This window comes from Acidovorax sp. (assembly GCF_021287135.1).
Classification (GTDB): domain Bacteria; phylum Pseudomonadota; class Gammaproteobacteria; order Burkholderiales; family Burkholderiaceae_C; genus Acidovorax.
This window is the reverse complement of the sequence record NZ_JAJTBB010000080.1, coordinates 38,525-64,828: the sequence shown is the minus strand read 5'-3', so window position 1 is coordinate 64,828 and position 26,304 is coordinate 38,525. Positions and strand designations below refer to the sequence as shown.

General features: G+C 70.6%; 26 protein-coding genes. 13 read left to right on the top strand and 13 right to left on the bottom strand.

All coding sequences use genetic code 11. The annotated features are described in order from the left end of the window. The 3 genes from LWW96_RS19115 to LWW96_RS19105 form a co-directional block, all read right to left on the bottom strand. The coding region (locus tag LWW96_RS19115; protein WP_291489446.1) for a DNA polymerase ligase N-terminal domain-containing protein at nucleotides 1–588 on the bottom strand (588 nt) is incomplete at its 3' end. 12 nt (nucleotides 589–600) lie between these two features. Beyond that, entirely contained in the window at nucleotides 601–1,608 is a 1,008-nt protein-coding gene (locus tag LWW96_RS19110) for a Ku protein (protein ID WP_291489445.1), read from the bottom strand. A 20-nt stretch (nucleotides 1,609–1,628) separates the two neighbouring features. Then, nucleotides 1,629–1,808, bottom strand: coding sequence for a DUF3606 domain-containing protein (locus LWW96_RS19105; RefSeq protein ID WP_291489444.1), 180 nt, complete (start codon nucleotides 1,806–1,808; stop codon nucleotides 1,629–1,631). A gap of 253 nt (nucleotides 1,809–2,061) precedes the next feature. Between LWW96_RS19105 and LWW96_RS19100 the strand changes: the two genes are divergently transcribed. The 3 genes from LWW96_RS19100 (at nucleotide 2,062) to LWW96_RS19090 (ending at nucleotide 3,254) form a co-directional block, all read left to right on the top strand. Further along, nucleotides 2,062–2,388, top strand: a complete 327-nt coding sequence (locus LWW96_RS19100) for a hypothetical protein (protein ID WP_291489443.1) — start codon at nucleotides 2,062–2,064, stop codon at nucleotides 2,386–2,388. 172 nt (nucleotides 2,389–2,560) lie between these two features. After that, on the top strand, nucleotides 2,561–2,743 hold the full coding sequence (locus LWW96_RS19095) for a hypothetical protein (RefSeq protein ID WP_291489442.1): 183 nt from the start codon (nucleotides 2,561–2,563) through the stop codon (nucleotides 2,741–2,743). A gap of 151 nt (nucleotides 2,744–2,894) precedes the next feature. Beyond that, on the top strand, nucleotides 2,895–3,254 hold the full coding sequence (locus LWW96_RS19090; RefSeq protein ID WP_291489441.1) for a hypothetical protein: 360 nt from the start codon (nucleotides 2,895–2,897) through the stop codon (nucleotides 3,252–3,254). Nucleotides 3,255–3,290: 36 nt separating this feature from the next. Here the strand turns inward: LWW96_RS19090 and LWW96_RS19085 are convergent, their stop codons facing one another. From LWW96_RS19085 to LWW96_RS19050, 8 genes are all read right to left on the bottom strand, one after another. Continuing rightward, nucleotides 3,291–3,869 (bottom strand): hypothetical protein, encoded by a 579-nt coding sequence (locus LWW96_RS19085; RefSeq protein WP_291489447.1) that lies wholly within the window; start codon nucleotides 3,867–3,869, stop codon nucleotides 3,291–3,293. A 149-nt stretch (nucleotides 3,870–4,018) separates the two neighbouring features. After that, nucleotides 4,019–5,041 (bottom strand): MlaD family protein, encoded by a 1,023-nt coding sequence (locus tag LWW96_RS19080; RefSeq protein WP_291489440.1) that lies wholly within the window; start codon nucleotides 5,039–5,041, stop codon nucleotides 4,019–4,021. A 70-nt stretch (nucleotides 5,042–5,111) separates the two neighbouring features. Beyond that, complete coding sequence (locus tag LWW96_RS19075) at nucleotides 5,112–5,912, bottom strand: ABC transporter permease (RefSeq protein ID WP_291489439.1); 801 nt, start codon at nucleotides 5,910–5,912, stop codon at nucleotides 5,112–5,114. Nucleotides 5,913–6,090: 178 nt separating this feature from the next. After that, nucleotides 6,091–6,561 (bottom strand): Cd(II)/Pb(II)-responsive transcriptional regulator, encoded by a 471-nt coding sequence (locus tag LWW96_RS19070; RefSeq protein WP_291489438.1) that lies wholly within the window; start codon nucleotides 6,559–6,561, stop codon nucleotides 6,091–6,093. An 89-nt stretch (nucleotides 6,562–6,650) separates the two neighbouring features. After that, the gene (locus LWW96_RS19065) at nucleotides 6,651–7,241 is read right to left on the bottom strand and encodes a DUF2894 domain-containing protein (RefSeq protein ID WP_291489437.1); all 591 of its coding nucleotides are present in this window, start codon (nucleotides 7,239–7,241) and stop codon (nucleotides 6,651–6,653) included. After that, complete coding sequence (locus LWW96_RS19060; protein WP_291489436.1) at nucleotides 7,234–7,893, bottom strand: OmpA family protein; 660 nt, start codon at nucleotides 7,891–7,893, stop codon at nucleotides 7,234–7,236. The genes LWW96_RS19065 and LWW96_RS19060 overlap by 8 nt, the downstream gene beginning before the upstream one ends. Beyond that, nucleotides 7,890–10,307: a DUF802 domain-containing protein gene (locus tag LWW96_RS19055; RefSeq protein ID WP_291489435.1), complete on the bottom strand. Its 2,418-nt coding sequence runs from the start codon at nucleotides 10,305–10,307 to the stop codon at nucleotides 7,890–7,892. The genes LWW96_RS19060 and LWW96_RS19055 overlap by 4 nt, the downstream gene beginning before the upstream one ends. A 28-nt stretch (nucleotides 10,308–10,335) precedes the next feature. Then, nucleotides 10,336–11,169, bottom strand: coding sequence for a DUF3348 family protein (locus LWW96_RS19050; protein WP_291489434.1), 834 nt, complete (start codon nucleotides 11,167–11,169; stop codon nucleotides 10,336–10,338). Nucleotides 11,170–11,434: 265 nt separating this feature from the next. Here LWW96_RS19050 and LWW96_RS19045 point away from each other — a divergent pair, with 265 nt between their 5' ends. Then, nucleotides 11,435–12,094, top strand: a complete 660-nt coding sequence (locus tag LWW96_RS19045) for a YitT family protein (RefSeq protein WP_291489433.1) — start codon at nucleotides 11,435–11,437, stop codon at nucleotides 12,092–12,094. Nucleotides 12,095–12,118: 24 nt separating this feature from the next. Here LWW96_RS19045 and LWW96_RS19040 read toward each other — a convergent pair whose 3' ends face one another. Next, on the bottom strand, nucleotides 12,119–15,676 hold the full coding sequence (locus tag LWW96_RS19040; RefSeq protein ID WP_291489432.1) for an EAL domain-containing protein: 3,558 nt from the start codon (nucleotides 15,674–15,676) through the stop codon (nucleotides 12,119–12,121). A gap of 199 nt (nucleotides 15,677–15,875) precedes the next feature. Here LWW96_RS19040 and LWW96_RS19035 point away from each other — a divergent pair, with 199 nt between their 5' ends. The 9 genes from LWW96_RS19035 (at nucleotide 15,876) to LWW96_RS18995 (ending at nucleotide 23,779) form a co-directional block, all read left to right on the top strand. Next, complete coding sequence (locus tag LWW96_RS19035) at nucleotides 15,876–16,328, top strand: hypothetical protein (protein WP_291489431.1); 453 nt, start codon at nucleotides 15,876–15,878, stop codon at nucleotides 16,326–16,328. Nucleotides 16,329–16,639: 311 nt separating this feature from the next. After that, nucleotides 16,640–17,074 (top strand): hypothetical protein, encoded by a 435-nt coding sequence (locus LWW96_RS19030; RefSeq protein ID WP_291489430.1) that lies wholly within the window; start codon nucleotides 16,640–16,642, stop codon nucleotides 17,072–17,074. Continuing rightward, nucleotides 17,071–18,504 carry a TolC family protein gene (locus LWW96_RS19025; protein WP_291489429.1) on the top strand — a complete coding sequence of 478 codons (1,434 nt, stop codon included), beginning with the start codon at nucleotides 17,071–17,073 and terminating at the stop codon, nucleotides 18,502–18,504. The genes LWW96_RS19030 and LWW96_RS19025 overlap by 4 nt, the downstream gene beginning before the upstream one ends. 1 nt (nucleotide 18,505) lies before the next feature. Next, nucleotides 18,506–19,888, top strand: a complete 1,383-nt coding sequence (locus tag LWW96_RS19020; protein WP_291489428.1) for a copper oxidase — start codon at nucleotides 18,506–18,508, stop codon at nucleotides 19,886–19,888. Between the two features lie 13 nt (nucleotides 19,889–19,901). Further along, a complete protein-coding gene (locus tag LWW96_RS19015; protein ID WP_291489427.1) occupies nucleotides 19,902–20,399 on the top strand; it encodes a cupredoxin family protein in 498 nt (165 codons plus the stop codon). 22 nt (nucleotides 20,400–20,421) lie between these two features. Beyond that, nucleotides 20,422–20,940: a DUF411 domain-containing protein gene (locus LWW96_RS19010; protein WP_291489426.1), complete on the top strand. Its 519-nt coding sequence runs from the start codon at nucleotides 20,422–20,424 to the stop codon at nucleotides 20,938–20,940. After that, complete coding sequence (locus LWW96_RS19005) at nucleotides 20,937–21,293, top strand: copper-binding protein (RefSeq protein ID WP_291489425.1); 357 nt, start codon at nucleotides 20,937–20,939, stop codon at nucleotides 21,291–21,293. The genes LWW96_RS19010 and LWW96_RS19005 overlap by 4 nt, the downstream gene beginning before the upstream one ends. A gap of 33 nt (nucleotides 21,294–21,326) precedes the next feature. Beyond that, the gene (locus LWW96_RS19000; RefSeq protein ID WP_291489424.1) at nucleotides 21,327–22,376 is read left to right on the top strand and encodes a P1 family peptidase; all 1,050 of its coding nucleotides are present in this window, start codon (nucleotides 21,327–21,329) and stop codon (nucleotides 22,374–22,376) included. An 80-nt stretch (nucleotides 22,377–22,456) separates the two neighbouring features. Then, nucleotides 22,457–23,779: a TAXI family TRAP transporter solute-binding subunit gene (locus LWW96_RS18995; RefSeq protein ID WP_291489423.1), complete on the top strand. Its 1,323-nt coding sequence runs from the start codon at nucleotides 22,457–22,459 to the stop codon at nucleotides 23,777–23,779. Nucleotides 23,780–23,833: 54 nt separating this feature from the next. On the opposite strand, the gene LWW96_RS18990 is transcribed toward LWW96_RS18995, so the two are convergent. Then, the gene (locus tag LWW96_RS18990) at nucleotides 23,834–26,296 is read right to left on the bottom strand and encodes a DUF1631 family protein (protein WP_291489422.1); all 2,463 of its coding nucleotides are present in this window, start codon (nucleotides 26,294–26,296) and stop codon (nucleotides 23,834–23,836) included. Nucleotides 26,297–26,304 lie beyond the last annotated feature (8 nt).

Genomic DNA, 26,304 nt, shown 5'->3' with positions numbered 1-26,304 from the left:
CGCGGCCGCCCCGACCGCCGCGGGCGGCCAGGGGACGGGCGGCGCAGTCGCCACGCTGTCGGGGAGTTCCTCGACCACATTGAATTCGTGGGCAGGCCGCTCCAGGCCGTCGCGCTCCTTGATCAACAGCCAGGGCGGCTGGCGTTCATCGCCCCGGCCGTGCATGCGCACCAGGGTCCAATGGCCCTGCAGCTTGTGGCCGTAGATCTGAAACTTGAGCTTGCCCTGGCGGTAGCCCGCGTCCGGGTCGCCCTCCGGCACCCAATAGCCGCTGTCCCAGATGATCACCCGCCCGGCCCCGTACTGCTTGGGCGGAATCTGCCCCTCGAAGCGGTTGTACGAAATCGGGTGGTCCTCCACCTGCACGGCCATGCGCTTGTCCGCGGGATCGAAGCTGGGCCCCTTGGGCACGGCCCAGCTTTTCATCGTGCCGTTCAGCTCCAGGCGAAAGTCGTAGTGCAGGCGGGTGGCCCAGTGCTTTTGAATGACGAACTGCCGGGCGTGCTGGCCCGGCGCCCCGCCCTCGGAGGGCTCTGGCGTGACCGCAAAGTTGCGCTTCTTGCGGTATTGCGCCAGCGAATCGCCCATGGCGGCACGTCCTCAGGCCGCAGCCCGCCGACCGGGCTTCTTGGCGGCTGCGGGCGCCCGCTTGGCCGCAGCCGCCTTCTTGGCCGGCGCCTTTTTGCTGGCGGCCGCGGGCTTGGCAGCCACAGGGGATTTTGCAGACTTGGACGGTAGCCGGGTCACCGAACCGGACGCCTTCCGGTCCGGGCGGGGCGGCGTTTTTCCTTCGAGGCTGCGCCGCAGCAGCGCCGTCAGGTCCAGCACCTCGGCGCCCGCCGGCGCAGAGGGAGCGTTCTCCACCGGCGCCACCTCGGCGATTTCGCCGGCCGACGCTTTCTGTTCAACGAGCTTGTGGATCTCGTCGGCGAACGAGTTGCGGAAGCTGTCGGCCTTCCATGCCTGCGTCATGTCGTCGATGAGCTGGACGGCCATGGACAGCTCAGCGTCCTTGATTCCGGCCGCCCGCGCATCAAGCGGCGGCAGATTCAGTTGCTCAAACGAGCGGATTTCGCCGCCCCAGCGCAGCAGGTTGAGCACCAGCGCCCGGCCGCACGGGATCAGGACGGCCAGATGCTGCTTGGACTGGATCACCACCTTGGCCACGCCCACCTTGTTGCTCTTGCGCAGGGCTTCGCGCAGCAGGGCGTACACCTTCTCGCCGCGCTTGAGCGGTGCGGTGTAGTAAGGCCGCTCCAGGTAGACGAACGGGATCTCGTCCGCGTCGAGAAAGGCCTCGATCTCGATGGTCTGGGTCACCTTCGGAAACGCAGCAGCGATCTCCTCCGGCGACAGGACCACATAGCGGCCGTCTTCGTACTCCACGCCCTTGACGATATCGGCGGCCGCGATTTCCTTGCCGGTCACCTTGTTCACCCGCTTGTACCCCACCGGCTGCATGGACCGCTTGTCGAGCCAATCGAAGTCGATGCCCGAACTGGCGGTGGCGGAGTACAGGCCCACCGGGATGTGGACCAGACCAAAACTGATCGCGCCCTTCCACAACGTGCGGGTGGACGTCGGCGCCTTGCCCTGCTCGTCGGCCATGGCGGGGTCCTCTGCAAACGTCACTGCTGGGCGGCCAGGTACTGGCGCACCTTGTCCGCCGACGACCCCACGGCCGCCACCGCCTCGCGCAACTGGGTTTCGGTCACGCCCAGGCTGTTGGTCCAGTCGCGCACCTCGTAGGGCTCGCTCAGGTTGATGAAATTCCGGTCGTGGGCCGTTTCGGCCTTGTTGTCGCTCATGTTCTACTCCTTGGGCTCGAGGAATGCGCTGAGAGAATCGTCGCGCGCCTGCAACGCACTCCAACGTAGCGAACCGTGCACGGCTCTGCTGTAGGACAAATCGCCAGCTCTCCGACAGCGCCCGGCGCGGTCCCGTTGCGGTCCGCGCAAATGCGACAAAACACATCAATTTGTTGCCATTCGTTCGGCTTGTTGTCACCGTTTTGCCACCTGGATAAAAATTGCACACGCCCGTCCTTCAGGAGCGCCCGCAATGCCCATGGAGCTACTCTTCAGCCTCGCCCAGAGCCCTCTGCCCGTCACCATCGACAAACCTTGTGACATCGACAAGCTCCGCGTCATTGCGGCAGCGCAGTTGGTGGAGGCCCGGCTTCCCGAAGTGGGCGCCGCAGAGCAGACCGCGGAGGTACTTGCGATTTCGGCCCAAGGGCGCGCAGCGCTGGTGAAGGCCTATCCCCACCACGACTTCCATTTCGGCCCTGCTGTGCTGGCCTCGGCCGTCGGCAGGTCGGATTGGCCCGCCTCCGATGGCAGCTACCGGCTGGAGCGCGACACGGGCAAGACCACGCTCGATTCCTGAAGGCCGCGGGCCGCGGGGGGCCTGCCAGGGCTTGCGGGAGAGCGCCGGAGGTTGCCTGTCGCCTTTGTCTGACAGACGCTGCACACCCCGTTTGGTGAAATCTTTTTCACTGGCCATTGCGGCTGGTTTGGGGGTCATTGGGGCCCCTGCCCTCCGAACAAAGGAATCCACCATGAAGCGCCCACCCTCGACTCCCGGAACCCGCGCCCTTGCGGCGTTTGCCGGCACGGTTGTGCTTGCAGTGCTGGCCGCCGCATCGTTGCTGATGCCCGACGTGGCCGTGCAGTCGGTGGACTCCATGCCCCTGCTGCCGAGCGGGCTCGACCAGATGCTCACAGCGGGCCTGTTTGAATGACCCTGGCTGCAGAGGCCCGGAAGGCACCGCGGGATCGCCGACTCGCTCCAGCGCACCGCTGCGCAGCGGGCTGTAGCAAAAAGCATAGCATCGCAGTACCATTCAGCGCCGCGCACAAGGCGGTGCGGCGCACAAAGAATGGAGGACGACCGTGATCCCACGTATTCGCATTCCTGCACACTTCTCTTCTTTCCTGTGGGCGGCGGCACTGGCAGGCGCGCTCAGCGGCTGCGCCCACCCGCGGGACGGCACCCTTGAAGAATTTGCCCGGTGGCACGACAACGCCCGGGCGGAGGCCGAGGCGGGGCTCCTGAGCTGGAGCGAGCTGTACAAGCAGAGCTTTGACCGCCTGACCGCCCTGCCGCCGTCGCTGCAGCAGGACACGCGACTGGAAAACACCGTGCTGCTGCTGTCCACCGCACGCAAGTTTGAAGCGCATGAGATCAGCGCACAGCAGTTCGCTACCGAGCGCGATCACATCGAAACCCAGCTGCAAGCCCGCTTGCGCTGAACTGGCCGTTGGTCCCGCCGTGCGGGCGGGGGGCCATCAACGGGACGGTGCGCCGCCCTGCTCCACCAGGTCCAGGCGCCGGCGCAGCGTCGCGGCCGCCTGTGCATCCCCCGCGGACTCGGCCCTGCGCGCCTGAAGCGTGAGCCAGGCGATCAAGGGCCTGCGCCACCCTTGGGCAGAGGCGGTCTCCGCGGCCACCGCCAGCACCTCCGGCGTGGCCCGGCCGGATTGCAGCAGCACCGACGCCGCCACCAGGCGCGACAGCGGATCTTCTACGGACGGCAAGGCCGCGCCCCCCGCCGCAACGACTTTGCGCTGCGCCTGCGGCAGCAGCGCCGCCTGCTCCGGCGCGAGGGGCCGGCCGGCGAGGTAATCGGCGTAGGCCCGCTCCCCGGTCGCTGCGTCGGCGCGCAGCGGTTCGAACCGCTCGCAGCCCGGCGGCTCCAGGCTCGCGGCCTGTGCCGCGCAACGCATCAGCTCCAGGCGGGCCATCAGGTCGGGGCGGCCGGTGCGGGCGACCTCGGCGCGGGCACGGTCCCACTCCAGCCGCTCCACCCGGGTGTTGCCGGACAGTTGCGCCTCCAGGGCCTTTTGCGCAGCGCCCTGGGCATTCATCTGCCAGTCGGGAACGCGCGGGCCGCTGGAGCATGCCGGCAAGAGCGTGGTGGCCGCCAGGGCCGCGGCCAAGGCGAGTGCGGCGCGCCCCGGGCAGGCGGCCAGGCGGCGCGCCACGGGCGCGCGGGATGGGTCAACGGCGGGGATCTTCATGGCAGTTTGAGTTCCGTGTCCCGCGCAAAGGGCCATTTGCGGTTGATCTCGTTCACCAGGCTTTCCACCTTGCGCAGGTTGCTCTCGACCTCGGCGCGCAAGGCGCCCAGGTCGGTGGTGGCCTCGCGGGCGTTGGCGCCGATGGCCTGGGCTTCGGCCAGCACGGCGTCGACCTTGCGCAGGCTGGTGCGCGTGTCGGCCAGCAAGCCGTTGAGCTGCCCCACGGCCGCGCGCACCTCCGGCACCAGCGCATCCTTGCTGCCCTCGGCGCCGAACACCTGGCGGTCGGCCCGCGCCGCCATGCCGTCCAGGCGCGCCAACAGGGCATTGGTGCGCTCCAGGGTCGCCACGATCTTGCGGGCATCGGCCTCATTGCCCATCAACACCCCGAGCGCACCGCCGGGGCCGTTGAGGCGTTCCGTGAGCGCGCGCACGTTCGCCAGGCTGCCGCCCAGGGCGGCGTCCTGCGCGGTCAGGGCGTTGAGGTTGGCCAGCAACTCGCGGGCGGACGCCATGAGCTGGGGAATCTCGGCGGTGGCGTCGCCGCGCAGCACCGTGCGCTCGGCGCCATCGGGCAGCGGCGGGTCATTGAGCATGCCGGAATAGGCCCGGATGTTGGTCCCCCCCACGATTCCGCGCACCAGCGTGAACACGCTGGACTCCCGCAGCCAGTGCGCATCCTTGCGCGGCACGTCCACGATGATGCGGGCGTTGCCCGAGGCGGCCAGCTCGATGCGCCGCACGCGCCCGATGGGAAAGCCGGAGAAGGTCATGTCCATGCCGACCACCACGCCTTCGGAGTCTTCGGCCGTGAGCACCAGCGTTTGCGTCGGCTCGAACGCGCCACGCGCATACAGCAGGTACAGGCCGGAGCCCACGATAAGCGCCAGCGTGAACAGCAGCAGCGCCGCCGCCTTGACCTCCAGATACGCCACCGGGCGCAGGACCTCGACAGGCGGTACCTCGGCCGCAGGCGGCGGGGTGGTGTGCGGGCGGGGAGGCTTCTCGTCGTCGTTCATGGGTGCCGTGGCGTGATCGCGGGGAGGATGGGGGCGGACAAGCAATGGAAAAGGCAAGCGGCCGTGCGGGTCAGTAATAGTTGCCCATGAGCGAGGCGATCTCGATCATCAGCAGCACGGCAAACATGCGGGCCAGGCCGCCCAGCTCGGAATCGGGCTGGGTGCGGTCGCCCGCGTCGTACAGGCCTGCAGCCATGGGGATCAACGCCACGGCCAGGCTGAAGAACACGGTCTTGAGCACGAACACCAGCGTCACGCCGGGCGAGAACACCTGGCCGAACATGCGGGTGTAGCTGGGCAGGCCCGCGAGGTTGAATCCATAGACGCCCACGTACACCAGCACCAGCGCCACCACGCAGCTGAGGGCCGCCAGGGTGATGCAGGCAAACACGCCGGCCACCACGCGGGGCAGCAGTTCCATGCGCACGGGGTCGGCCCCCTGGCGGCGCAGCGCCGAGAACCGGCCGCCATCGCGCAGCCGCGTGATCTGCGTGCCGTTGGGGATGGTGCAGCGCATGGCCACGAACAGCGCCGCCGTGAGGGGGATCAGCTCCAGCACCAGCACGCGGATCACCATCTCCAGCGCATAGCGCGACAGCCCGTAGCTCAGTGCCGTGACCACCACGATGCGGGTGATGACCAGGCTGATCAACGCGGCCAGCACCGTGAAGCCCACCAGCACCGGCGCCGTGTCGAGATAGATGTGGCGCGCCAGCGCCCTGCGGGTGCCCTTGCCGTAGCTGGACGGCGACAGCACGAGCACCAGCACCACCGCGCCCAGGTACAGGATGCGCCACCACGCGATCGCCCAGCGCCGCGCGGTGCGCCACAACCGTTCGGGCAGGAAGAGACCGGGGAGGGAGGGGGCCATGGCCGCATCATAGCGGCGCCCTCCCGGCCGGCCGAAGGGGCAAGCCGGCTTCGCAGAATTCAAGCGTTTTTGGCCTCTAGCGCCCTAAAATAAAGCGCAAGCAGCTATTGTATTTATAGCAAAAAGCACCCCAGGGAAACAGCTGCTCACAACCGGCGCTGCGCGCGACCGGCACAACTCACACATGGCGCTTGCCGGCGCTGCCCGCGGGTGCCGTGAGCGGCTGCGCATCGGCCCGCGCGTGCAGCGCCTCGATGATGCGGCAATGGGCGTCCGTGCCATCGCACCGGTTGCGCAGCGCCAGCAGGTCGGCTTCCAGGCTGTGCAGCTCGGCCAGGCGGCTGCGCACGTGCTGCAAGTGCTCGTCCAGCGTGACGCGTGCAGCCTCGCAGTCGGCCTTGCGGCTCCAGTCCAGCTCCAGCAGCGTGCGCACCTCGGCCAGGGACATGTCCATGGCACGGCACAGGCGGATGAACCGCAGGCGGTGCACATCGTCGGCGCTGTACAGCCGGTAGCTGTTGTCCTCCCGCGCGGCGGGGGTCAACAGGCCTTCCTTTTCGTAATACCGGATGTTGGCCGCAGACACGCCCGCCTGGCGCGCCACGTCGCCGATGCGGTACTGCGGGGACTGCACAAGGGACGGGGGCATGGGGAACGGGCTTCCTCAGAACGCGGGAGCGGCCATCATGCCACCGCGCCGCCCAGGCGGCCCCGCACGGCCCGCGCGGCCGACTCGCGTCAGGACTTGGTGCGCGCGCCCCGCCCCGATCGGGCCGGCGCCCGCACCGGCCGCGCAGATGCCTGCTCCAGCCACAGCAAGCTGTCCACCTGCGCCACGAAGTGCCGCAGATAGTCGGGCGAGAGCGTGCGCATCAGCGCCAGCGAGCGCAGCATGAGCCGATGGGGGTTGAGCGGGCCGGCGTTCTCGGGGCCGCGCGTGAAAGCCCGGTCCACCTGCTGCTCCGCGGCAATCTTGGCCCAGACCTCGCCGAAGCGGCGCACGCTGGGCAGCTCGGCCGGGGTGTCGGCATCCTCTCCCAGCGCCGGATCGGCATCCGCCTGCGCGCGGGCCTGCAGCGCATGGTTCAGCAGCGCCAGCGGGGACGGCGATGCCCCCGGCAGCGCTTGCGGCGGCTGTCGGGCGGGAGTGGACTGCGCGCGCCGCGCATAGTCCTCCACGGCCGCCTGCAGCCGCGCCGCCAGCACCTGCTGCACGGCGGGCGGCTGGCCCGGCAGCCGGGCGGCCAGCACCTCCAGGTAGCGAAAGCGCACGGGATCGCAGTGCTGGGCGCCCGCGGCGCGCAGGGACTCCAGGGTTGGCTCACTCATCACGCGGCGGGGACACTTTGGCGGCCCGGGGCACCGGGGCCATTTCCACCCGGCGGTTCTGCGCCCGCCCCTTTTCGTCGGCGTTGTCGGCCACGGGCTGCTCGGCGCCAAAGGCGGCGGCAAACACCTGCGACGAGGGCATGTCTTCTTCCACCAGGGCGCGCGTCACTGTGAGCGCGCGCTGGGCCGAGAGCTCAAGGTTGTCGGCAAACCGCTGGTGGCGCCCTTGCACCAGCGCGGTGTTGTCCGTGAAGCCGCTGACCATGAGCATCTCGTCGCGCTCGCGCAGGTACACGCGCAGCGGCTGCACCAGGCTGCGCAGCAGCTGGCGGCCCTCGGCCCGCAGCTCGGCAGAGCCGGGAGCAAACAGCACGCTGCCGCTGATGCCGATGCGGCCCTCGTTCACCGTCACGCGCCCGCTGGCGAGTGGAATGGCAAGCGCTTTTTCCAGAGCCATGCGGCGCTTTTCCTCGAGCTGGCGCTTTTCCACTTCCTGCTTGAGGCTGGCCACCAGATCGATCTGCACCACCAGCACCCCCACCAGGATCAGCACAAAGGCGCCCAGCAGGCCGGCCATCAGGTCGCCAAACACGGCCCATACGGGCGCGGTGGCGCCGGCGCTCTCGTCCAGCGGTTCGTCCAGGCCCGTCACGCGGCCACCCCTTGCACCGAGGCGGCCATCTGGCCGTTGAGCCGGCGCAGGTCTTCCACAATGCCCTGTTGCGACGCAATGCTCAGGTCGATGACCTCGCGGGCCTGGGACACGTAGTAGGCCAGCTGCTCATCGCTGCGGCTCAGGGACTGGCCGATGGCGCTCTCGATGCGCTGCAAGCTCTCCATCAACTTCTCGCTGCTGGCCGTGAACAGCCCCACGCCATGGCCGAACGATTCGCCCAGGCTGGACAGCTCCACCGCGCTGGCCGCGACATGCGCCGAAACCTCGTCAACCTTGCCCGCCTGCGCCCCCAGCGCCTGCGCGAATTCCTGCCCGGCCTTCTCCAGCACGGAGGCGGCCGACCCGACCAGGGACTCGATGGCCGCGCGCTGCTGGGCCGTGGCCTCGCTCACGGCCTGCAGCAGCGTGCCCAGCTGCTCCATCATCGCGGCCCGCTCGGTCAGGGCGGCGTTGTCGCGCTCGCTCAGGTGCGCCATCTCGCCGCGCAGCTGGGTAATCACTTCCGCGGCGGCCTGGGGCACGTCCGAGGCCGTCTGCAGCAGGCGCGTGAGCGGGGCCTCCAGCGCGGCCCCCAGGGTGGCCAGGTGGCCCGCCACCGCGCCCTGCAGCGCTTCCAGCCGGTCCACGGCCGCCTGCCCGCGCACGGCTTCGGCGTCCCGCAGCGCGGCCAGCTCCGTTCGCCACACCCCGGCCAGCGCGTCCATGCGCTGCGCCTGCGACTCGACCCACCGTGCCTCGGCCTCGGTGCGGCGGTGCAGCAGCCGGTCCGACTGCTCCATCAACTGCGCCGCGCTGCCCAAGGCCTGCTGGACCTGCGTGGCCATGCGCTCGCCCAGCTGGGCGGCCGAGGCTTCCAGCGCACGGCTGGCCGCAAGCTGCTGCTGCGCAGCCTGTTCTGCGGCGCGCTGCCACGGGGTGGCCAGGCTGTCGGCCAGGCCGTCCAGCGACTGGCGCCAGTGGGCCAGGCGCTCCTGGTCCGCCACGGCCTGCGACGCCTGCGACTGCACAGCCGCCTGGTGCAGCGACTCCAGCACCGCCGCGGTCCGCTCTTCCAGCGCCTGCGAGGCGGTGCGCAGCGATTGGTCCAGCTGCGCCGCCGCGCCCTCCAGCGCATGGCACAGCGCCGTGTGCTGCTGGGCGGCCTGGGTGCCCGCGTGCTCCCATTGCGCGGCCACCCGCCCTGCCAAGTCGTCCACGGAACGGCTCCACAGCGCCAGCCGCTGCTGGTCAGCAGCGGCCTGGGCCGAATGCACCTGACCGAGCGCGTCCTGCTGTGCGGCCAGCACGGCCAGCGTGCGCTGCTCCACCGCCTGCGTGATGGACTGGAGCGCCGCCTCCAGGCGCACCGCCTGTTCGTCCTGCTGCTGCACGTGGCGCAGCGCCGCCTCCGTCCAGGTGCCGGCCACCTGGCGGGCGGTGGATTCCCACTGCGCCGACAGGGCCTGCATCTGCCGATCGGTGGCGTCGCGCAGCCGCTGGTGCGAACGCTCGGCCTCCTGGGTCAGGCTGGCCATGGCGTGCTCCACCACGGGCCGGATGGTCTCGCCCGCGGTGCGGGCGGCGGTGTCCAGGCTGCCGCGCAGCGATGCGCCCACGGCGTCGGCCAACTGGGTATAGGCCGCCGTGGCCTCCTGGTGAAACGCCCGCTGCTGCTCCTGCAGCGCGCCGGCCAGCTGGGCCTGGCGGTGCTCCAGCCCGTCGGCCAGCCCCTGCAAGCGCTCGGCGATCCGGGGCATAGCCTGGGCCTGGGCCTGCAGGGCCTCCCACATGGCCTCGCGGCGGTGGGCCGCTGAGAACGGGCGCAGCGCCGTGGCGGTGCGCGCGTCCAGCAACTGCAGCGCGGCCAGCCGCTCGCGGCGGGCCAGCGCGAGCATCAGTCCCAGCATGGCGGAGGCAGCCACCCCCGCAACCGAGGTGCCAAAGGACAGGCCCAGGCCCTTGATGGGCGCCGCCAGCGCAGCGCGAATGGACTCCAGGCTGGACGATGCCTCCAGCGCAAACACGGCGCCCTTGAACGTGAGCACCATGCCCAGGAACGTGCCCAGCATGCCCAGCATGACCAGCAGCCCCACCAGAAAAGGTGCCAGCGCCGGCCCGGGCAGGGCCGCGCGTTCGCCGTCCATGCGCCGGCGCACCGGCGCGCGCAGCGCGGCCGGCAGGCGGTCCAGCCAGGCCTCCAGATCGTCCAGAACCGCTGGTGGCTGCGGCAGCGCCGCCAGCGCGGCGGACAGCGACGCGGTCGCGCCGCGAAAACGCAGCAGTTCCGCGCCGCCCAGGCCATAGGCAGCAGCGATCACCACCGTCATGCCCAGCGCCAGCGGGCTGGAGCCCCAGAACCCCCACCCCACCCAGGCCACCACCGCCATGCCGACTGCGAAGGCGGCTGTCATCCCATGCTTGTTGCTGTTCATTCCCAAATTACCAATCTGTCACTGTTTCTGTGGCGGTTTCATTTCCGGCGCCCGCGGGCGGGCCGTTGCCTCCAGGCGCGGCCCGGGCGGCCTCCAGCAGGCCCTCCAGCGGCTGAAGCCGCACCTCCAGCTCGGCCTGCAGCAGCGCGCGCAGGTCCTGCTCAAAGCCGTGCAGCCAGCCGCCGGGCACACGCCAGCGCTGCGGGTCGTCGTCCTGCCCTGCGGCCTCCAGTTGCTGCTGGTAGCGCGTGCGCCGGTGCGCCATGCGCCGCTCCAAGTGGCCCGGCAGCGATGCCCACAGCTTTTGCTCGCGCGCGGCCAGCATCTGCTCCATGGCGGCGTCCAGGGCCGCCAGGCGCCGCAGCGCCGCCGGGCCGCCCGAGAGGTGCTGCCGCATGTCCCCCCGCAGCGTGGCCAGCCGCAGCTCCATCTGCTTTTGCGTGGCCAGGTAACGGGCCGCGTGCGTGGCAAAGTCGGCTTCCGTCTCGGGGTCCGGCCCCGGTACCGGGGTGTGGTCGGCCCGCTCGCGCGGCGCCCGGGCCCGGGTGGGGGGCGCCACCACCAGTGCGGACAATTCGGCCCGCGCCGCGTCCAGCCCGGCCTGCAGCGCAGGCACGTCGAGGGCCGGCACCGGGTCCGCAGCGTCGCCGTCGAACCCGTCTGCGGACTCCAACTGGTGCAGCCACCGGCCGAGTTTGACGGCATCCACGGTGCTGAGCCATTGGCTGAGCTGCTCCGCAAGGTCCCCACGGTCCGCACGCCCAGGCGCAGCCTGCACCTGCGTCCATTGCTGGAGCAGGCGTACGAGTCGTGAACGGTGAAGCCGGTGGTGCTGGTGCATGCATCGCCCCGTTCCGCGCCCTGCCCGCAGCGCCAAGGCGCAACGGGCGGACCCTGAAACGGGCAAAACCCGCTATTTTCGCAGGAAGCGCCAGGCCCCCAACTTCCGCAGCCTGGCGTTGCACGTGTTACATCTTCAGTGCGCCGGGCGCGCAGCAGACTCCGCCCCCCTCCGCTGCCCGCGTTTTCTTGACCGGGGACAAGCCCTGCCAGGGGCGCGCATGCTCCAATCGCCGCTTTCACGCCCGCGCCCACCCCTTGCCGCCATGCCGAACGCTCCCGCCGCCCCTGCCCCGTCCGCCGCTGTTGCCGGCGCTCCTGCCGCCCCGCTGGCCGTGCCTCATACGCTGACCGAAGATGCGGTGGCCATCTTCACCGGGGTGCTGCTGATCTCGGTGGGGATCGCGTTCTTCTCCAGTGCCGGCTTGCTGACAGGCGGCACGGCAGGCCTGGCGTTTCTGCTGCACTACGCCACGGGCATTGGCTTCGGCAAGATCTTTTTCGTGCTGAACCTGCCGTTCTATTGGCTCGCGCTGCGCAAGCTGGGCCGGGCGTTCACGCTCAAGACCTTTGCCGCCGTGCTGTTGCTGTCGGTGGTGACCGAGTGGCAGTCGCAGTTTCTGCAGTTTGCCCGCCTGCAACCGCTGTACGCCGCCATCGCGGGCGGGCTGATCACGGGCACCGGGTTCCTGGTGCTGTTCCGCCACCGCTGCAGCCTGGGCGGCGTGGGCATCGCGGCGCTGTACCTGCAGGACCGCTATGGATGGCGCGCCGGCAAGGTGCAGATGGCCGTGGACTGCTGCATCGTGCTGCTGGCGCTGTGGATGGTGGAACCCCTGCGCGTGGTGTGGTCCATCGCCGGGGCCGTAGCGCTGAACCTGGTGCTGGCCATGAACCACCGCCCGGGCCGCTACATGGCGGTGTGACCGCGGGCGGTGGGCGGCAGGCTTCTACACAGGCGCCTGCCAGCCCAGCCCGCTGCGCAGGCGCTCCTCCAGCACCTCCACCGGCACGGGCCGGCTGAACAGGTAGCCCTGCCACAGCGTGCAGCCGTGGTGCTCCAGGAAGGCGCGCTGCGCCTCCGTCTCCACACCCTCGGCGATCACGTCGATTCCCAGACTCTGCGCCATGCCAATGATGGTCTGCACGATGAGCGCGTCCGTGCGCTGGATGCCGATGTTGCGCACAAAGCTCTGGTCAATCTTGAGCTGGTCCAGCGGCAGGCGCGTGAGGTAGGACAGCGACGACTGCCCGGTGCCGAAGTCGTCCATCGAAAACCGCAGCCCCAGGGCCCGCAGCCCGTTCATCTTGGCGATGGTGTCGTCCACGTTGTCCAGCGCCAGGCTCTCCGTGAGTTCCAGCTTCAGCCGCTCGGGCCGGGCCCCGGTCTGCCGCAGCACCGTGACGACCTGCTCGATGAAGTCAGCCTGGCGGAACTGGCGCGCACTCACGTTCACGGCCAGCTGCAGATCGGCGGTGACGGGATGGTCCTGCCAGCGCCGCAGCTGCTCGCAGGCCGTGCGCAGCACCCAGGCCCCCAGGGGCACGATGAGGCCGGTCTCCTCGGCCAACGGGATGAAGTCGGACGGCGGCACCATGCCCCGCGCCGGGTGGTTCCAGCGGATCAGCGCCTCGGCGCCCACCACCCGCACGCCGCAGCCCACCTGCGCCTGGTAGTGCAGCGTGAACTGGCCCTGCTCCAGCGCCTGCCGCAAGTCGTTCTCCAGGGCGGCCCGTGCCGTCACGGCGGCCTGCATCCGGGGGTCGAAGAAGCGGATGCCATTGCGCCCCGCGGTCTTGGCGGCATACATGGCCAGGTCGGCGTGCTTGACCACGTCCTCCACCGTCTGCCCCTGACCGCTGAAGAGCACGGCGCCCACGCTGGTGGTGCTGTGCACGTGGTGGGAGGCCAGCTGGTACGGCCGGTTGAGCGCCGCCAGGATCCTTTCGCCCACGTCTTGCACCTTCTCGGCGGCCTCGGTGGCCTGGGCGTCCAGGTCTTCCAGCAATACCAGGAATTCGTCGCCGCCCAGGCGCGCCACGGTATCGCCCTCCCCCACGCAGGCCTGTAGCCGCTGGGCCACCTGCTGCAGCAGCACGTCGCCCATGTCGTGGCCCAGGGTGTCATTCAGGGTCTTGAAGTGGTCCAGGTCCAGGCACAGCAGCGCCCCTTGCATGCCCGTGCGCGTGCTGGTGGCAAAGGCCCGCTGCAGCCGGTCCAGCATGAGTCGGCGGTTGGGCAGGTGCGTCAGAGGGTCGTAGAAGGCCAGGGCCTCGATCTCCCGCGCGGCCTCGGCCTGGGCCGTCACGTCGCGGAGCGTGGCCACGTAGTGGGTGACCGCGCCGCGCGCATCCTTCACCGCGCTGACAACCACGGCGTGCAGGGCGACCGCTCCGCTCTGGCAGCGGTTCCACACCTCGCCCTTCCACTCGCCGGTGGCGGCCAGACTGGCCCACAGGGCATCGAAGAAGGCCTTGTCGTGGTGGCCCGAGGCCAGCAGGCTGGCGCGGCGGCCCACCACGTCCTCGGGGCTGTAGCCGGTGATGCGGCTGAAGGCCCGATTGGTGCGCAGGATCACGGTCTGGGCGTCCGTCACGATCATGCCCTCTTGCGATTCGAACGCAATGGCGGCGATGCGCAACTCGTGCTCGTCGCGCTTGCGCAGGGTGATGTCCTTGCCCACGCCGCGGTAGCCGCAAAACACGCCGTCTTCGTCAAAGATCGGCGTGCCGCTGATGCACATCCAATGCACCTGCCCCGTGCGGTCGGAGCGCGGAAACTCGAAGTCGCGGAAGGGCTCGTGGCGGGCCAGCTGGGCACGGTGCGCCTCCCACTGTGCCGCGTCCATGCCGGGCGATGCGATCTCCCAGCGGGTCTTGCCCATGAGCTGCGATGCTTCCTGCACGGGCAGGTTTTCCGAACTGCCCTCGATCCAGCTCAGCCGGAACTGCGCGTCCTGCTCCCAATACCAATCCGACGACAGGGCCGCCAGCGTGCGAAACCGCGCCTCGTTGGCTTCCAGACTGCGGCGCACCCGGTAGGCCTCGGTCACGTCGCTGAACACCAGCACGACACCGACGATGGTTCCGTGGGCATTGCGGATGGGGGCGGCGCTGTCGGCGATCTGGTACTCGGAACCGTCCCGGGCGAGCAAGGTGGTGTGGTTGCTGAGCGCGACCACGTCGCCACGTTCCATCGCCAGCCGGACCGGGTCTACCTGGGGCAGCCGCGTCGACGCGTTGACGATGCGAAAAACCTCCCCCAGCGGCCGGCCCGCGGCCTCGTGCAAAGGCCACCCGGTCAGGCGTTCCGCCACAGGGTTCATGCGCGTGACCCGGCCCTGCGCATCGGTGGCCACCACGGCATCGCCGATGGAATGCAGCGTGATGGCCAGGTTTTCCTCGCTCTGGCGCAATTGCGCCTCGGCGTCCTGCCGCGTCCGGGCCATGCGGTCAAAGCGCTGGCCCAGTTCGGTCAGCTCCGCCAGGCCGGTTCCCAGCGCCTGGGGCGCATAGCGGCCCTGGGCCAGTGCGTCGGTGGCCTGCAGCAGCCGCTGCAGCGGCCGCATGACGCCGCGCTGCACGCCCTGCTGCGCGAGCAAGAAAGACAACGCCAGACCAGCCAGCAGGAAGGCCATCTCCGTCCACAGCAGGCGGTCGGCCGCGGCATGCAGCTGGTCCAGCGGCACGGCAAGACTCATGGTGGCCACCGTCTTCCCGCCGGATTCGATCAACGGCTGAAACGCCACCATCTGCCGCAGGCCCTGCGCATCGCGGCGGTGCACCACGCCTTCGCCCGAACGCTGCAGCGCCAGACGGAGGTCCCCATCGATCCAGCGGCTGCCCAGCTCCTGCGCGTCCGGCGGAAAGCGGGCTACGACCAGCCCTTGCGCGTCCGTCACCCGGGCTACCGCGCCCTCCGGCAGGCGCAGATCGGCCAGACGCGCGCTCCACCACTCCAGCGAGACCACCGCCACCGCGGCGCCGACCACCTCCTGCCCACCCGCGGGAATCACCGGCACCGCGAAGTTCAGGCTGGCCACCTGGGCCGCGCGATCGATCTGGAAGGCGCCCACTGCAAAACTCCGCTGGGTGATCGCCTCCTGGAAATACGGGCGGTTCGCCACGTTCACCGGCCCTTTCAGGGGTCGGGCGTTGCACAGCAGCTCGCCATTGGACTGCGGCACGCCCAGGTTGACGTAGATGGCATTGAGGGCGAGCGCCTCGGCCAGGTATTTGCCGCACTGCGGGTCTGCCGGGCGGTGCACCGGGGGCATCGAGGCCAGCTGGAACAAGAAGCTGCGTGTGTTCTGGACCAGGCGCTGCTGGGTGGCGGCCACCGCGCGCAGGGTGCCCTGCGCCTGGGTTTGCGCCGCCGCGATGGCGTCCATGCGGTGCACGCGCGCCTGGTAGACCGCCAACAGCACGGCAGGCAGCGTGGCCACCAGCACCAGCCAACGGATGCGGGCCGACAAGGTACTCCAGGTTCCTACAAGCCATGAAGGCATACCGCCCCTCTCGTCTTGCCAAAGTATTCCGCCAGATCCCGCTGCTGCGGACGCGGCTACTCACCGAACACCGTGCCGCATCGTATCGCCTTCCCCATCCGCCCGGCATCCCTTATTTACCCTCACCGCGGGGACGGTTTGCGCCAGGCCAAGGGAACCGATGCGCCCGCGCCGTATCATTCACGGCATGCGTCGCGGCTTGGCTCTGGTTCTGATGGTGGTGCTGGTCCTTCGGGGACTGGTCGGCACCGCCATGGCAGCCGGCGTGCTCCCGCCCGTGCTTCCGCAGGCGCCCGCTACGGTGCAGCACGCGCACGACCAAGACCAAGACCAAGACCAAGACCACGATCACCACCAGGGCCACGCCCACCAGCCTCTTCATCAGCAGGATGCGGGCCCTTCAGCCCAGCATCCTGCCGAGCCGTTGGCTGCGGCCCCCGGGTGCGCGGACGAAGGCGGTGCCGGCGGCTGCTCCGTGCACGACCACCAGTCCAGCACCTGCTCCGCCTGCGAGATCTGCCACGCTGCCATGCTGGGCACCGTGGCAGCGACGGTTGGAGCGCAAAGCCTGCCGTCCTGTGCGCTGCCCGCGGCACGTACGCGCTTCGACAGCGCCCTTTCCGCCCAGGCCATCAAACCGCCCATCGGCTGAGCCCAGAGCCCGTCCCCCGGTCTTTGGCGGACCGCCTGGGCTGCGTGCGGCCATCTGCAAGCGTTGCAAGACGCCCCTGCCACAGGCCACCCACGCCCCTCGCGTTCCCTGGACCGCCCGGGTGACGGGCCGCTGAGCGCCTGCGCCACAGGCCCAGCACCGATGCCGCGCGCACTGCGCCGGCCACGGTGCCGCCCTTGACGCCCTTGACGCCGTTGACGCCACGCCACGCCGCGCTGCGCCGTGCCCCGCCCCCCCCGCGGAGCCGGCCCGGCACCTTGCCTCCCATCCGATCTCTGGAGATTGACACCATGCGCCCCCGCGCCCCCCAACACCCGTCGGCCGCCCGCGCCGCAGCCCTGCTGTGCAGCGGTTGGCTGGCCTGGGCCGCCCCGCTGCCGGCCGCTGCCCAACCCAGCGAACCCCTGTCGCACGACCTGGCCGCGCCTGCCGCCATGGCCAGCGCGCCCACTGCCCCGCTGGCGTATACCCCGCCAGTGGCCCTTCCCCCCGCGCCTGGCACGCCCAGCGCGCCGCACGCCTGGCACGCAGCCAACAGCGCGGTCGCCGCGTTTCCCCGCGGCCATGCCGACATCCTGGCCTGGGAACAATCGCACACCGGCAGTCCAGCCGCCCCAGCCCCCCAAGCCGCGGCGTCCGGCCACACCGGGCACGCGGCGGCGCACCATCCTGGCCACCCGCCGGAACACGCCCACCGCCGCATGGCGCCGGGAGCACGGCCATGAGCGGCGCCCTGCGATACCGCGCGGCCAGCCTGGCCGCTGCCGCGGCCCTGCTGGCCGGGTGTGCCAGCGTTGCGCCCGACGGGCTGCGTGGCGACGTGGCCCACCTCGCCGCCGGGCGCACCGGCGGCGTGACGCCAGTGCTGCCCGGCACCAGCGCGGCGGCCCGTGCTGCGGAGCAGGAATCTCTGCAGCGCTGGCTGGCCGAGCCGCTCACCCAAGACACCGCCGTGCGCATTGCGCTCCTGAACAACCCGGGCTTGCGCGCCCGGCTGGCGGCCCTGGGCATTGCAGACGCCGAGCGCGTGCAGGCCCTGACCCTGCCCAACCCGCATCTGACCCTGGGCCGCTTCGCCAATACGCACGAGCGGGAAATCGAACGCAGCCTGGCCTTCGGCCTGCTCGACCTGGTCACCCTGCCCTGGCGCACCGATCGCGAGGCCGAGCACCTGCAGGTTGCCACCCTGCAGGCCGCGCAGGATGTGGTGGCGCTTGCCGCCGAGGCGCGCCGCGCCTGGCTGCGCGCCGTGGCGGCCGAACAGGTGGCGGCCGCCAACGACCGCATGGTGGAGGCCGCGCAAGCGGGCGCCGAACTCGCCCGCCGTATGGTCGGCGTGGGCAACTGGAGCCGCCTGCAATGGGCCCGGGAACAGGCCGTGCTGCACGACGCCCGCGCCCAGCAGGCGCGTGCCCGGCTGGCGGCTACCACCGCACGCGAGGCACTGCACCGCCAACTGGGGCTGTGGGGCACGCAGACGCAGTACCAGCTGGCGCTGCAGCTGCCGCCGCTGCCGGCTGAGCCGCTGCCGGCCGAGGGCCTGGAAGCCACCGCCCTGCGCGAACGGCTGGACGTGCAGGCGGCCCGCCGCCAGCTCGACACCCAGGCGGCCCGCCAGGGCTGGAGCGGCGCCGGCGCCGTGTTTGGCGACATCGGCCTCGCGTACAGCCGCAACACCACCACCGCGCGGGACAGCGGTCAGCGCGACATCCGGCGCGGCTGGGAGCTGGAGCTGCCCCTGCCCCTGTTCGACTGGGGCGGCGCGGCGCGCACCCGTGCCCAGGCCCAGGTGGAGCAGGCCGCAGCCCAATTGCAGGACACCGCCGTGCAGGCCCGCAGCGAAGTGCGCGCCGCCTGGGCCACCTACCGCACGGCGCTGGACCTGGCGCGCCAGCAGCAGGCCGAGGTGGTGCCCCTGCGCCAGCTCATCAGCGAGGAAACCACTTGGCGCTACAACGGCATGCTTGCCAGCGTGTGGGAGCTGCTGGCCGAAGCCCGCAACAGCACCCAGGCCGTAGCCGGCGCCATCGAGGCGCAGCGCGACTTCTGGCTGGCCGAGACCGACCTGCAACTCGCGGTTACCGGCACCTCGCCCGGCAGCCTGCAAGGCATCGCCCCCGGCACCTCCGCCACCCCCACTGTGCAAGGCCACTGACATGAACCGCCGCAATTTCTTCTCTGGCGCCGCCACGGCCGTGGCCGCCGCCTCCGTCAGCCGCGCGGCCCTGGCCGCGCTCCCCGAACCGGCCTCCCAGGCCAGCGCCGACACCGCGCCGCCGCTGCACCCGCCCACCGGGCGCCCCTACACGCCGGTGGTCACCCTGAACGGCTGGACCACGCCCTGGCGTATGAACGCCGGCGTGAAGGAGTTCCACCTGGTGGCCGAGCCCGTGGTGCGCGAGGTGGCGCCCGGGTTTTTCGTGAACCTGTGGGGCTACAACGGGCAAAGCCCCGGCCCGACCATCGAGGTGGTGGAAGGCGACCGCGTGCGCATCTTCGTCACCAACCGGCTGCCCGAACACACCACCATCCACTGGCACGGCCAGCGCCTGCCCAACGGCATGGACGGCGTGGGCGGCCTCACCCAGCCCGCCATCCAGCCCGGCAAGACCTATGTGTACGAGTTTGTGGCGCGCCGCCCGGGCACCTTCATGTACCACCCCCATGCGGACGAGATGGTGCAGATGGCTATGGGCATGATGGGCCTGTGGATCACCCACCCCAAGGGCCAGCATCCGCACATTGCCAAGGTGCAGCGCGACTACGCGTTCCTCATCAACGCCTTTGACGTGGAGCCCGGCAGCATGACGCCCAAGGTCAACACCATGCTGGAGCACAACATCTGGTGCTGGAACAGCCGCGTCTTTCCCGCCATCAGCCCGCTAGTGGCGCGGCGCGGCGAGCGCGTGCGCATCCGCATCGGCAACCTCACCATGACCAACCACCCCATCCACATCCACGGGCACGAGTTTGAAGTGACCGGCACCGACGGCGGCCCCGTGCCCCCAGGCGCCCGCTGGCCCGAGGTGACCACCGACGTGGCGGTGGGCCAGGTGCGGCAGATCGAGTTCATTGCCGACGAGCTGGGCGACTGGGCGCTGCACTGCCACAAGAGCCACCACACCATGGGCGCCATGGGCCACAACGTGCCCACCATGATCGGCGTGGACCACCGGGGCCTGGTGGGCAAGATCCAGAAGATCGTGCCCGACTACATGGTGATGGGCGAGCGGGGCATGGCCGACATGGGCGCCATGGAAATGCCCCTGCCCGAGAACACCTTCCCCATGATGACGGGCACGGGGCCGTTCGGCCCGCTGGAGATGGGCGGCATGTTCACCACGCTCAAGGTGCGCGCAGACCTGGCCACCGGGGACTACCGCGATCCCGGCGACTTCCGCCACCCGCCGGGCACCCAGGCCTACGAATGGGATGGCCCTGCAGCCAGCACGCCCCGCCCCGCGCGCACCGACACGCCCGGCACCGCCCCGGCAGCGCCCAGCGCGCGCAAACCGGCCGACGGCGGCCACCAGCATTGACAAGGAGAGGTTCTTGAAAACTATCAAATTGATAGCTGCTTGCGCTTTATTGATAAGCGCTGGAGGCAGTTTTGGCCATGAAAATTCGCCGCACGCCGGCCACCGTGCCGCGGTGGTGAAGGAGCAAAAGGCGTGGGGCATCGCTGGCGACGCCCCCGCTGCAACCCGCACCATCACCGTCCGCATGACCGACGACATGCGCTTTGCCCCCCGCCACATCGAAGTGCGCGAAGGCGAAACCGTGCGCCTGCGGGCAGAGAACCGGGGCCAGGTGCTGCACGAGATCGTCATCGGCACCCCGGATGCGCTGGAACAGCACGCCGAAATGATGCAAAAGCACCCCGGCATGGAGCACGACGAACCCGACATGGCCCACGTCCCGCCCGGCCAGCGCGGCGAGATCGTGTGGCAGTTCAACCGCCCGGGCACCTTCGCCTTTGCGTGCCTGGTGGCCGGCCATTACCAGGCGGGCATGACCGGCACCCTCACGGTGCACCCCCGCAAGCCGTGATCCCTTTTTCAGGAGCAACACCATGACTGCAACCCCCGCCCCCCTGCGCCGCCGCCAATGGCTGGCCACCACCCTGCCCCTGCTGGGCGCCGGCCTGGCCGCCGCCCTGGCCCCGCGCTGGTCCCCGGCCGCCACGCCCAGTGCCGTGCCGGTGGAGGTCTGGAAAGACCCCAGCTGCGGCTGCTGCAAGGACTGGGTGGACCACATGGAGGCCCACGGCTTCCAGGTGACCGTTCATGCCACAGGCAACAACGCCGTGCGGGCCCGCCTGGGCCTGCCCCAGAAGCTCGGGTCCTGCCACACCGCGCTGGTGGGCGGCTACGTGGTGGAAGGCCACGTTCCCGCCAGCGACGTGCGCGCCTTGCTGCAGCAAAAGCCCAAGGCCCTGGGCCTGGCCGTGCCCGGCATGCCGGTGGGTTCCCCCGGGATGGACGGCCCCGTGTACGGCGGCCGCCGCGATCCGTACGACGTGCTGCTGGTCGCGCACGACGGCAGCACCCGCGTGTTCAAGCGCTACAACCACACCAAGGCCTCCGCATGAAAAATCCCTTGCACCCCCTCGTTAGCGCCTGCCTGCTTGCCGGCGCACTCCCCGCCTTTGCCCAGGCCCCGGCCACGGCCGCCGACACCCATGCCGACCACCACACCACCGCTCCGGGCGAGGCCGCGTCCGAGCTGAGCGAGGGCGAGATCACCCGCCTTGACGCCAAGGCCCTCAAGCTGACCCTGCGCCATGGCGAGCTGAAGAACCTGAACATGCCTCCCATGACCATGGTGTTCCGCGTGCAGGACGCCGCGCTGCTGGCAGCGCTCAACGTGGGCGACCGGGTGCGCTTTCGGGCCGAGCAGATCCAGGGCGGGTACTACGTGACCCGGATCGAGAAAGCGCCCTGAAGCGCCCCGGGCCGCCGCCGATAATGGGCGGCCATGAACGTCCCCCATTCCTCCCCTGCCGCCGACGCCGGCAGCATCACCCGCGTGGCCGGCATTGAAGTGGGCCACTTCACCGACACGCGCCGGCCCACCGGCTGTACCGTGGTCCTGGCCCGCGACGGGGCTGTGGCCGGCGTGGACGTGCGCGGCGCTGCGCCCGGCACCCGCGAGACCGACCTGCTGCACCCCTCCAACCTGGTGGAGCAGGTGCACGCCGTGATGCTGGCTGGCGGCAGCGCCTGGGGCCTGGACGCGGCCACCGGCGCGGTGCGCTGGCTGGAGGAGCGGGGCGTCGGATTCGACGTGGCCGTGGGCCGCCTGCCCATCGTGCCGGCGGCCGTCCTGTTCGACCTGCTGGTGGGAGACATGCGCATCCGCCCCGACGCGGCCGCCGGCTACGCGGCCTGCCAGGCCGCCTCCACCGCCGACCCGGCCGAGGGCAACGTGGGTGCGGGCACGGGAGCCGCGCTGGGCAAGATCTTCGGCATCCAGCGCGCGATGAAGGGCGGCATCGGCACCGCCTCCGTCACGGTGGCCGGCGTCACCGTGGGCGCGCTGATTGCCTGCAATGCCCTGGGCGACGTCATCGACCCCGACACCGCCCAGGTGATTGCCGGCGCCCGCACGGACGACGGCCTGCACCTGCGCGATACCCGCCGCGCCCTGCTGCGCGGCGACGCGCCCCAGCCCCTGCTCGCCGGAACCAACACCACCATCGGCGTGGTGGCGACGGACGCCGCCATCACCAAGGCACAGGCCCACCGCCTGGCCATCGCGGCGCACGACGGGCTGGCGCGCAGCATCAACCCGGTGCACACCCAGTCCGACGGCGACACCCTCTTCAGCCTGGGCACCGGCCGGGCCGGCCACAACCCCGGCATGATGGTGCTGGCCACCATGGCCGCCGAGGCCGTGGCCCGCGCCACGGCCCGCGCTGCGCTGGCCGCACGCGGCCTCACCACGGCAGAGGGCCTGTACCTGCCGGGCGCGCAGGATCTCCAGGGCGGCACCGCCCGCGCGGGCTACCCGGCCTCCGCGGGCTGACCCGGCCTCCGCGGGCGCCCCCCGCACCCCGGCGTGCCTGATGGCGCCGGGGCCTCTTCCGTGACAGATACCATCCTCCCATGCCCCAGGCTTTTCGCAACACCCTGCTCACCCTGCGCGACCTGATCGTGTCGGCCGGCCCCCTTGCCTTTCTGGCCGTGGGCCTGCTGCTGCTCGCCTATTGGTGGCTGAACCCGACGCCGCCCGCCACCGTCACGCTGGCCACGGGCCCCGCGCAAAGCGCCTACGAGGAATTCGGCAAGCGCTACCAGAGCGCCCTGGCCGTGGACGGCATCCAGGTGCGGCTGCTGCCCAGTGAAGGCTCGTCCCACAACCTGCAACTGCTGCGCGACGGCCAGGCCGATGTCGCCTTTGTCCAGGGCGGCACGGCCGAGCTGCAACCCGACGACGCGGACACGCTCGTGTCCCTGGGCAGCCTGTTTGTCGAGCCCGTGTGGCTGTTCTACCGCACGGAAACCGCCCAGCGCCTGGCCAGGGCCCCGCACATCGACAGCCTGCGCCAGCTGCGCGGCTGGCGGGTCAACGTGGGCTCGGGCGGCAGCGGCGTGCCCAAGCTCATGGAACGCCTGCTGGACGCCAACAAGGTGCCGCCGGGCGCCGTCAAGATGACCCGCCTGGAGCAGACACCCGCCACCGTGGAGTTCCTGGCGGGCCGGCTGGACGCGCTGGTGTTCGCCTCGGCCCCCGAATCACTAATGGTGCAGATGCTGCTGCAGACGCCCGGTGTTCAGCTGCTGGACTTTGCCCAGCACGAAGCCTATGCGCGGCGCTTCCCCTTCCTGAGCCCGGTGACGCTGCCGCGCGGCGTGGTGGACCTGGCCAGCAACGTGCCCCAGCGCGATGTGCGCCTGGTGGCATCGACCACGTCCCTGCTGGCCCGCGACGGCACCCACCCCGCCTTGCTCACGCTGTTTGCGCAGAACGCGCAAAAGATGCACGGCGGCGCAGGCTGGTTCAACCGCGCCCGGGAGTTTCCCAACTCGCGCAACAGCGAACTGCCCATCGCCAAGGAAGGCGACCGCGCCATGAACGAGCCGGTGCCCATGCTGCAGCGCTACCTGCCGTTCTGGCTGGCCAACCTGATCGAACGCATGTGGCTGGTGCTGGGCATCTTGCTGGCGGTCATGCTGCCGTTGTCGCGCGTGGTCCCGCCGCTGTACCAGTTCCGCGTGCGCTCGCGGGTCTTCCGCTGGTACGGGCGCCTGCGCGAGATCGAGAACGCGGTGGAAGCCGGCAAGGCCGACACGGACGCAACGGTCCAGGCGCTCAACGCGCTGGAAGCCCAGGTGGAAAAGGTGAGCGTGCCCCTGTCCTACGCGGACGAGCTCTACGCGCTGCGCAACCACATCCACCTGGTGCGCAAGAAGCTGCTGCGCGCCTGACAGCCCGGGCCAAGTCCTGCCGGGGCCCCGGTGCCCGGCGGCGGCGCCAGCCGCTCAGCGGGCCTTGGAGGACCGGGCGGTGGACGCGGGTTTCCGGGAGGACGACCTGCGCGACGGGTCCGCTGCCGACGCACTCCCGGCGCCAGCGGCCAGGGTTTCGGGTGGCACCACGCGCAGGGAGCCTTCTGCCGCGAGCTTGTCGCGCATGCGCCGGGTCATGGACTGCGTGCTCGCATCGGCGGCGGTGAAGAGGAACAGCGTGCCGTGCGGGCTGGCCCAGGTCAGCTGCGTGCGCACCACCCGGCCATTGGTGACGAGTTCCACCCACGCACCAATGACGAAATCCGCGAACGGGTCGGGAACCTCTTCCACCGACCCGGCCACCGACGGGCCTGCATCCACGGGCACCAATTCCGACGAGGCAGCGGGCACATCAGGCTCCGCAGCCGGTGTGGACGCGGCTTCAGCCTCCACCACGGATTCGGGCTCGTACTCGGGCTCGGGCTTCGGCGCTGCCGCGGGGGCCGGCTTCTCGAAGGCCGCCTGGTGCAAGCCCACCAGCCGCTGCAGGAAGGCGCTGGTCTGCACCGGGGGGTAGTCAATCGTCTTGAGCCCCTTGCGCAACTTGGCCAGCAGGCCGGGAATGGCTTCGTTCAGGCGGTCCGGTTCCTGCCGCGTGAGTTCAGGCTGTGCGCTCCACAGCAGCACAGGCACCAGCGCCAGATAGCCGCCCGGATCCTCGTTCTGGCCGTCGCCGCCCTTGAGCACCTGCGCCAGGGCGATCACGTCGGACCACGGACCGGCCGCGAAATCCAGCACGTCGGCAGGCACGTTCTCCACGTCCGGCAGCCGCCGGATGTCTGCCGCGGTCTTCTCTGCCAGCATCAGCCGCTGCTCCGCCTGCAGTGCGGCCTGCTGCTGCGCCTGCTGGTGGGCCTTGATCTTCTGCTCCTGGGTTTCCCAGGCGGCCATCAGGGCCTTGAGGACCATGTTGAAGGGCGCAGCGTCCTTGATCTCGTGGGTGGTCAGGTGCTCGACGGCGCCCTGCACCAGCCGCATGAAGCTGCCGAACCCTGGCGCGGACTCTGCGGTGAAGACCAGCGCACGCTGGGTCAGCTCGTCCAGCAGCCGGCGCGCCGGGTGGTTGGCGTCGGTGAAGAACCGCCCGTCGTTCACCACCAGCTGCTTGAGCGGCGGCTCCAGGCGCCGGAGGGCCTGCTGCACCGGCGGCAGCAGGCGGGCGTCCTGGGCAATGTTGTCCATCATGCGGCCGACCACCTCGACGGCCATCGCCGTCGACTGCGCCGCCGCCTCCATGGGCATGGCGGCGTACACCACGGGCGTCACGCCCGGGCCGCGCCAGCTCGACAGCGGCGCCTGCAGCGAGGCCGTGGCGGACACGCTGCCCGCAAGACGCCCCACCAGGCGCTCCAGCTGCGCCATGTCTTCCAGCGCCTCCGCGGCCGCACCGGCGGGGAAGTAACCACCCGCAGGCACCGCCGCCGGCACGGCGCCAACGACCGCCGCAGCGCCCGGCTGCAGCGCCACGGGCTGCGACGGCATGGCGCCATAAGGCCGGGGGTCAAAAGGATCCCCGCCCGCCAGCATCTGGCGCAGGATGCCTACCGTCAGCAGCGCTTCTTCCGCATCGGGTGCAATGCCGGGCTGCAGGGACTCTCCACTCCACCCCGTGGCGGGGCCGGTGGGGCGGCCGTAGCCCGCAGGGCCATAGTCGCTCCCCATCGGGGCGCTCATCGAATGTCCGTAGCCGGAATATGCACCGCCGTAACCCGTGCCCATGCCCGTGTGCGGCGCGCCCCCGCCGTAGCCCCCCGTGCCGCGCCCGGAGTTTCCGGAAGGCGTTCCCAGCACGGCGTAACCGACCGGCTGCACCCCGTGTTCGCGCAGGCTGTCCGCCGCCTTCTTGTATTCAGCCACCAGCAGTTTGCCCAGCAGGTCGCGCATGTGCTGCATCCACAGCTGGCGCACCTCGGCCGGCACGCCAGTGTCGGCCACCACCCGCTGGAGCGCCCGGATATAGCTCTCCGGCCGCAGGGGATTGCGCTCGGGCTGCACGCTGCGCAGCCCCTGGGCGGAGCTGACCAGGGTGTTGAGTTCCGCCAGGACGGCATCGGTGGCATGGAGTGCCGACTGCTGGGCCTTGGACAGCTCCACCTGGGCCTGCATCTCGTTGTCGTCCATGAGCGAGAGCTCGCCAAAGTCCATGCCGGTTTCTTCGGCGGCTGTGCGCCCCCGGGCGGCCGACGGACCTTCGGCAAAGATCTCCAGCAGGGCCATGGAATAACCCTTGACCAGCGCGGCCTCGTGCTGGTTCAGCAGGCGCAGGCCATCACTGACCAGATTGCGCTGCTGGATGTTGCGCACGGCCGCCTCCTCCTCCGTCAAGGCCGACTGCGTGACCTTGACGAGCTCCTGCATCAGCGCTTCGCCGCCACGCACCGCATTGACGACGCAGGCGCGAAAAACTGTTCGCGAACGGGACGCGGGCGAAGGCATGGTGGGGA

What these genes read in the sequence shown, in the direction of transcription:
- LWW96_RS19005 (WP_291489425.1), top strand. Translation starts at nt 20,937, where the DNA reads ATGAAAAATCCCTTGCACCCCCTCGTTAGCGCCTGCCTGCTTGCCGGC.
- LWW96_RS19040 (WP_291489432.1), bottom strand. Translation starts at nt 15,676, where the DNA reads ATGCCTTCATGGCTTGTAGGAACCTGGAGTACCTTGTCGGCCCGCATC.
- LWW96_RS19000 (WP_291489424.1), top strand. Translation starts at nt 21,327, where the DNA reads ATGAACGTCCCCCATTCCTCCCCTGCCGCCGACGCCGGCAGCATCACC.
- LWW96_RS19030 (WP_291489430.1), top strand. Translation starts at nt 16,640, where the DNA reads ATGCGCCCCCGCGCCCCCCAACACCCGTCGGCCGCCCGCGCCGCAGCC.
- LWW96_RS19055 (WP_291489435.1), bottom strand. Translation starts at nt 10,307, where the DNA reads ATGACAGCCGCCTTCGCAGTCGGCATGGCGGTGGTGGCCTGGGTGGGG.
- LWW96_RS19010 (WP_291489426.1), top strand. Translation starts at nt 20,422, where the DNA reads ATGACTGCAACCCCCGCCCCCCTGCGCCGCCGCCAATGGCTGGCCACC.
- LWW96_RS19085 (WP_291489447.1), bottom strand. Translation starts at nt 3,869, where the DNA reads ATGAATGCCCAGGGCGCTGCGCAAAAGGCCCTGGAGGCGCAACTGTCC.
- LWW96_RS19100 (WP_291489443.1), top strand. Translation starts at nt 2,062, where the DNA reads ATGCCCATGGAGCTACTCTTCAGCCTCGCCCAGAGCCCTCTGCCCGTC.
- LWW96_RS19105 (WP_291489444.1), bottom strand. Translation starts at nt 1,808, where the DNA reads ATGAGCGACAACAAGGCCGAAACGGCCCACGACCGGAATTTCATCAAC.
- LWW96_RS19070 (WP_291489438.1), bottom strand. Translation starts at nt 6,561, where the DNA reads ATGCCCCCGTCCCTTGTGCAGTCCCCGCAGTACCGCATCGGCGACGTG.
- LWW96_RS19075 (WP_291489439.1), bottom strand. Translation starts at nt 5,912, where the DNA reads ATGGCCCCCTCCCTCCCCGGTCTCTTCCTGCCCGAACGGTTGTGGCGC.
- LWW96_RS19045 (WP_291489433.1), top strand. Translation starts at nt 11,435, where the DNA reads ATGCCGAACGCTCCCGCCGCCCCTGCCCCGTCCGCCGCTGTTGCCGGC.
- LWW96_RS19025 (WP_291489429.1), top strand. Translation starts at nt 17,071, where the DNA reads ATGAGCGGCGCCCTGCGATACCGCGCGGCCAGCCTGGCCGCTGCCGCG.
- LWW96_RS19080 (WP_291489440.1), bottom strand. Translation starts at nt 5,041, where the DNA reads ATGAACGACGACGAGAAGCCTCCCCGCCCGCACACCACCCCGCCGCCT.
- LWW96_RS19020 (WP_291489428.1), top strand. Translation starts at nt 18,506, where the DNA reads ATGAACCGCCGCAATTTCTTCTCTGGCGCCGCCACGGCCGTGGCCGCC.
- LWW96_RS19110 (WP_291489445.1), bottom strand. Translation starts at nt 1,608, where the DNA reads ATGGCCGACGAGCAGGGCAAGGCGCCGACGTCCACCCGCACGTTGTGG.
- LWW96_RS19050 (WP_291489434.1), bottom strand. Translation starts at nt 11,169, where the DNA reads ATGCACCAGCACCACCGGCTTCACCGTTCACGACTCGTACGCCTGCTC.
- LWW96_RS19095 (WP_291489442.1), top strand. Translation starts at nt 2,561, where the DNA reads ATGAAGCGCCCACCCTCGACTCCCGGAACCCGCGCCCTTGCGGCGTTT.
- LWW96_RS19065 (WP_291489437.1), bottom strand. Translation starts at nt 7,241, where the DNA reads ATGAGTGAGCCAACCCTGGAGTCCCTGCGCGCCGCGGGCGCCCAGCAC.
- LWW96_RS18995 (WP_291489423.1), top strand. Translation starts at nt 22,457, where the DNA reads ATGCCCCAGGCTTTTCGCAACACCCTGCTCACCCTGCGCGACCTGATC.
- LWW96_RS18990 (WP_291489422.1), bottom strand. Translation starts at nt 26,296, where the DNA reads ATGCCTTCGCCCGCGTCCCGTTCGCGAACAGTTTTTCGCGCCTGCGTC.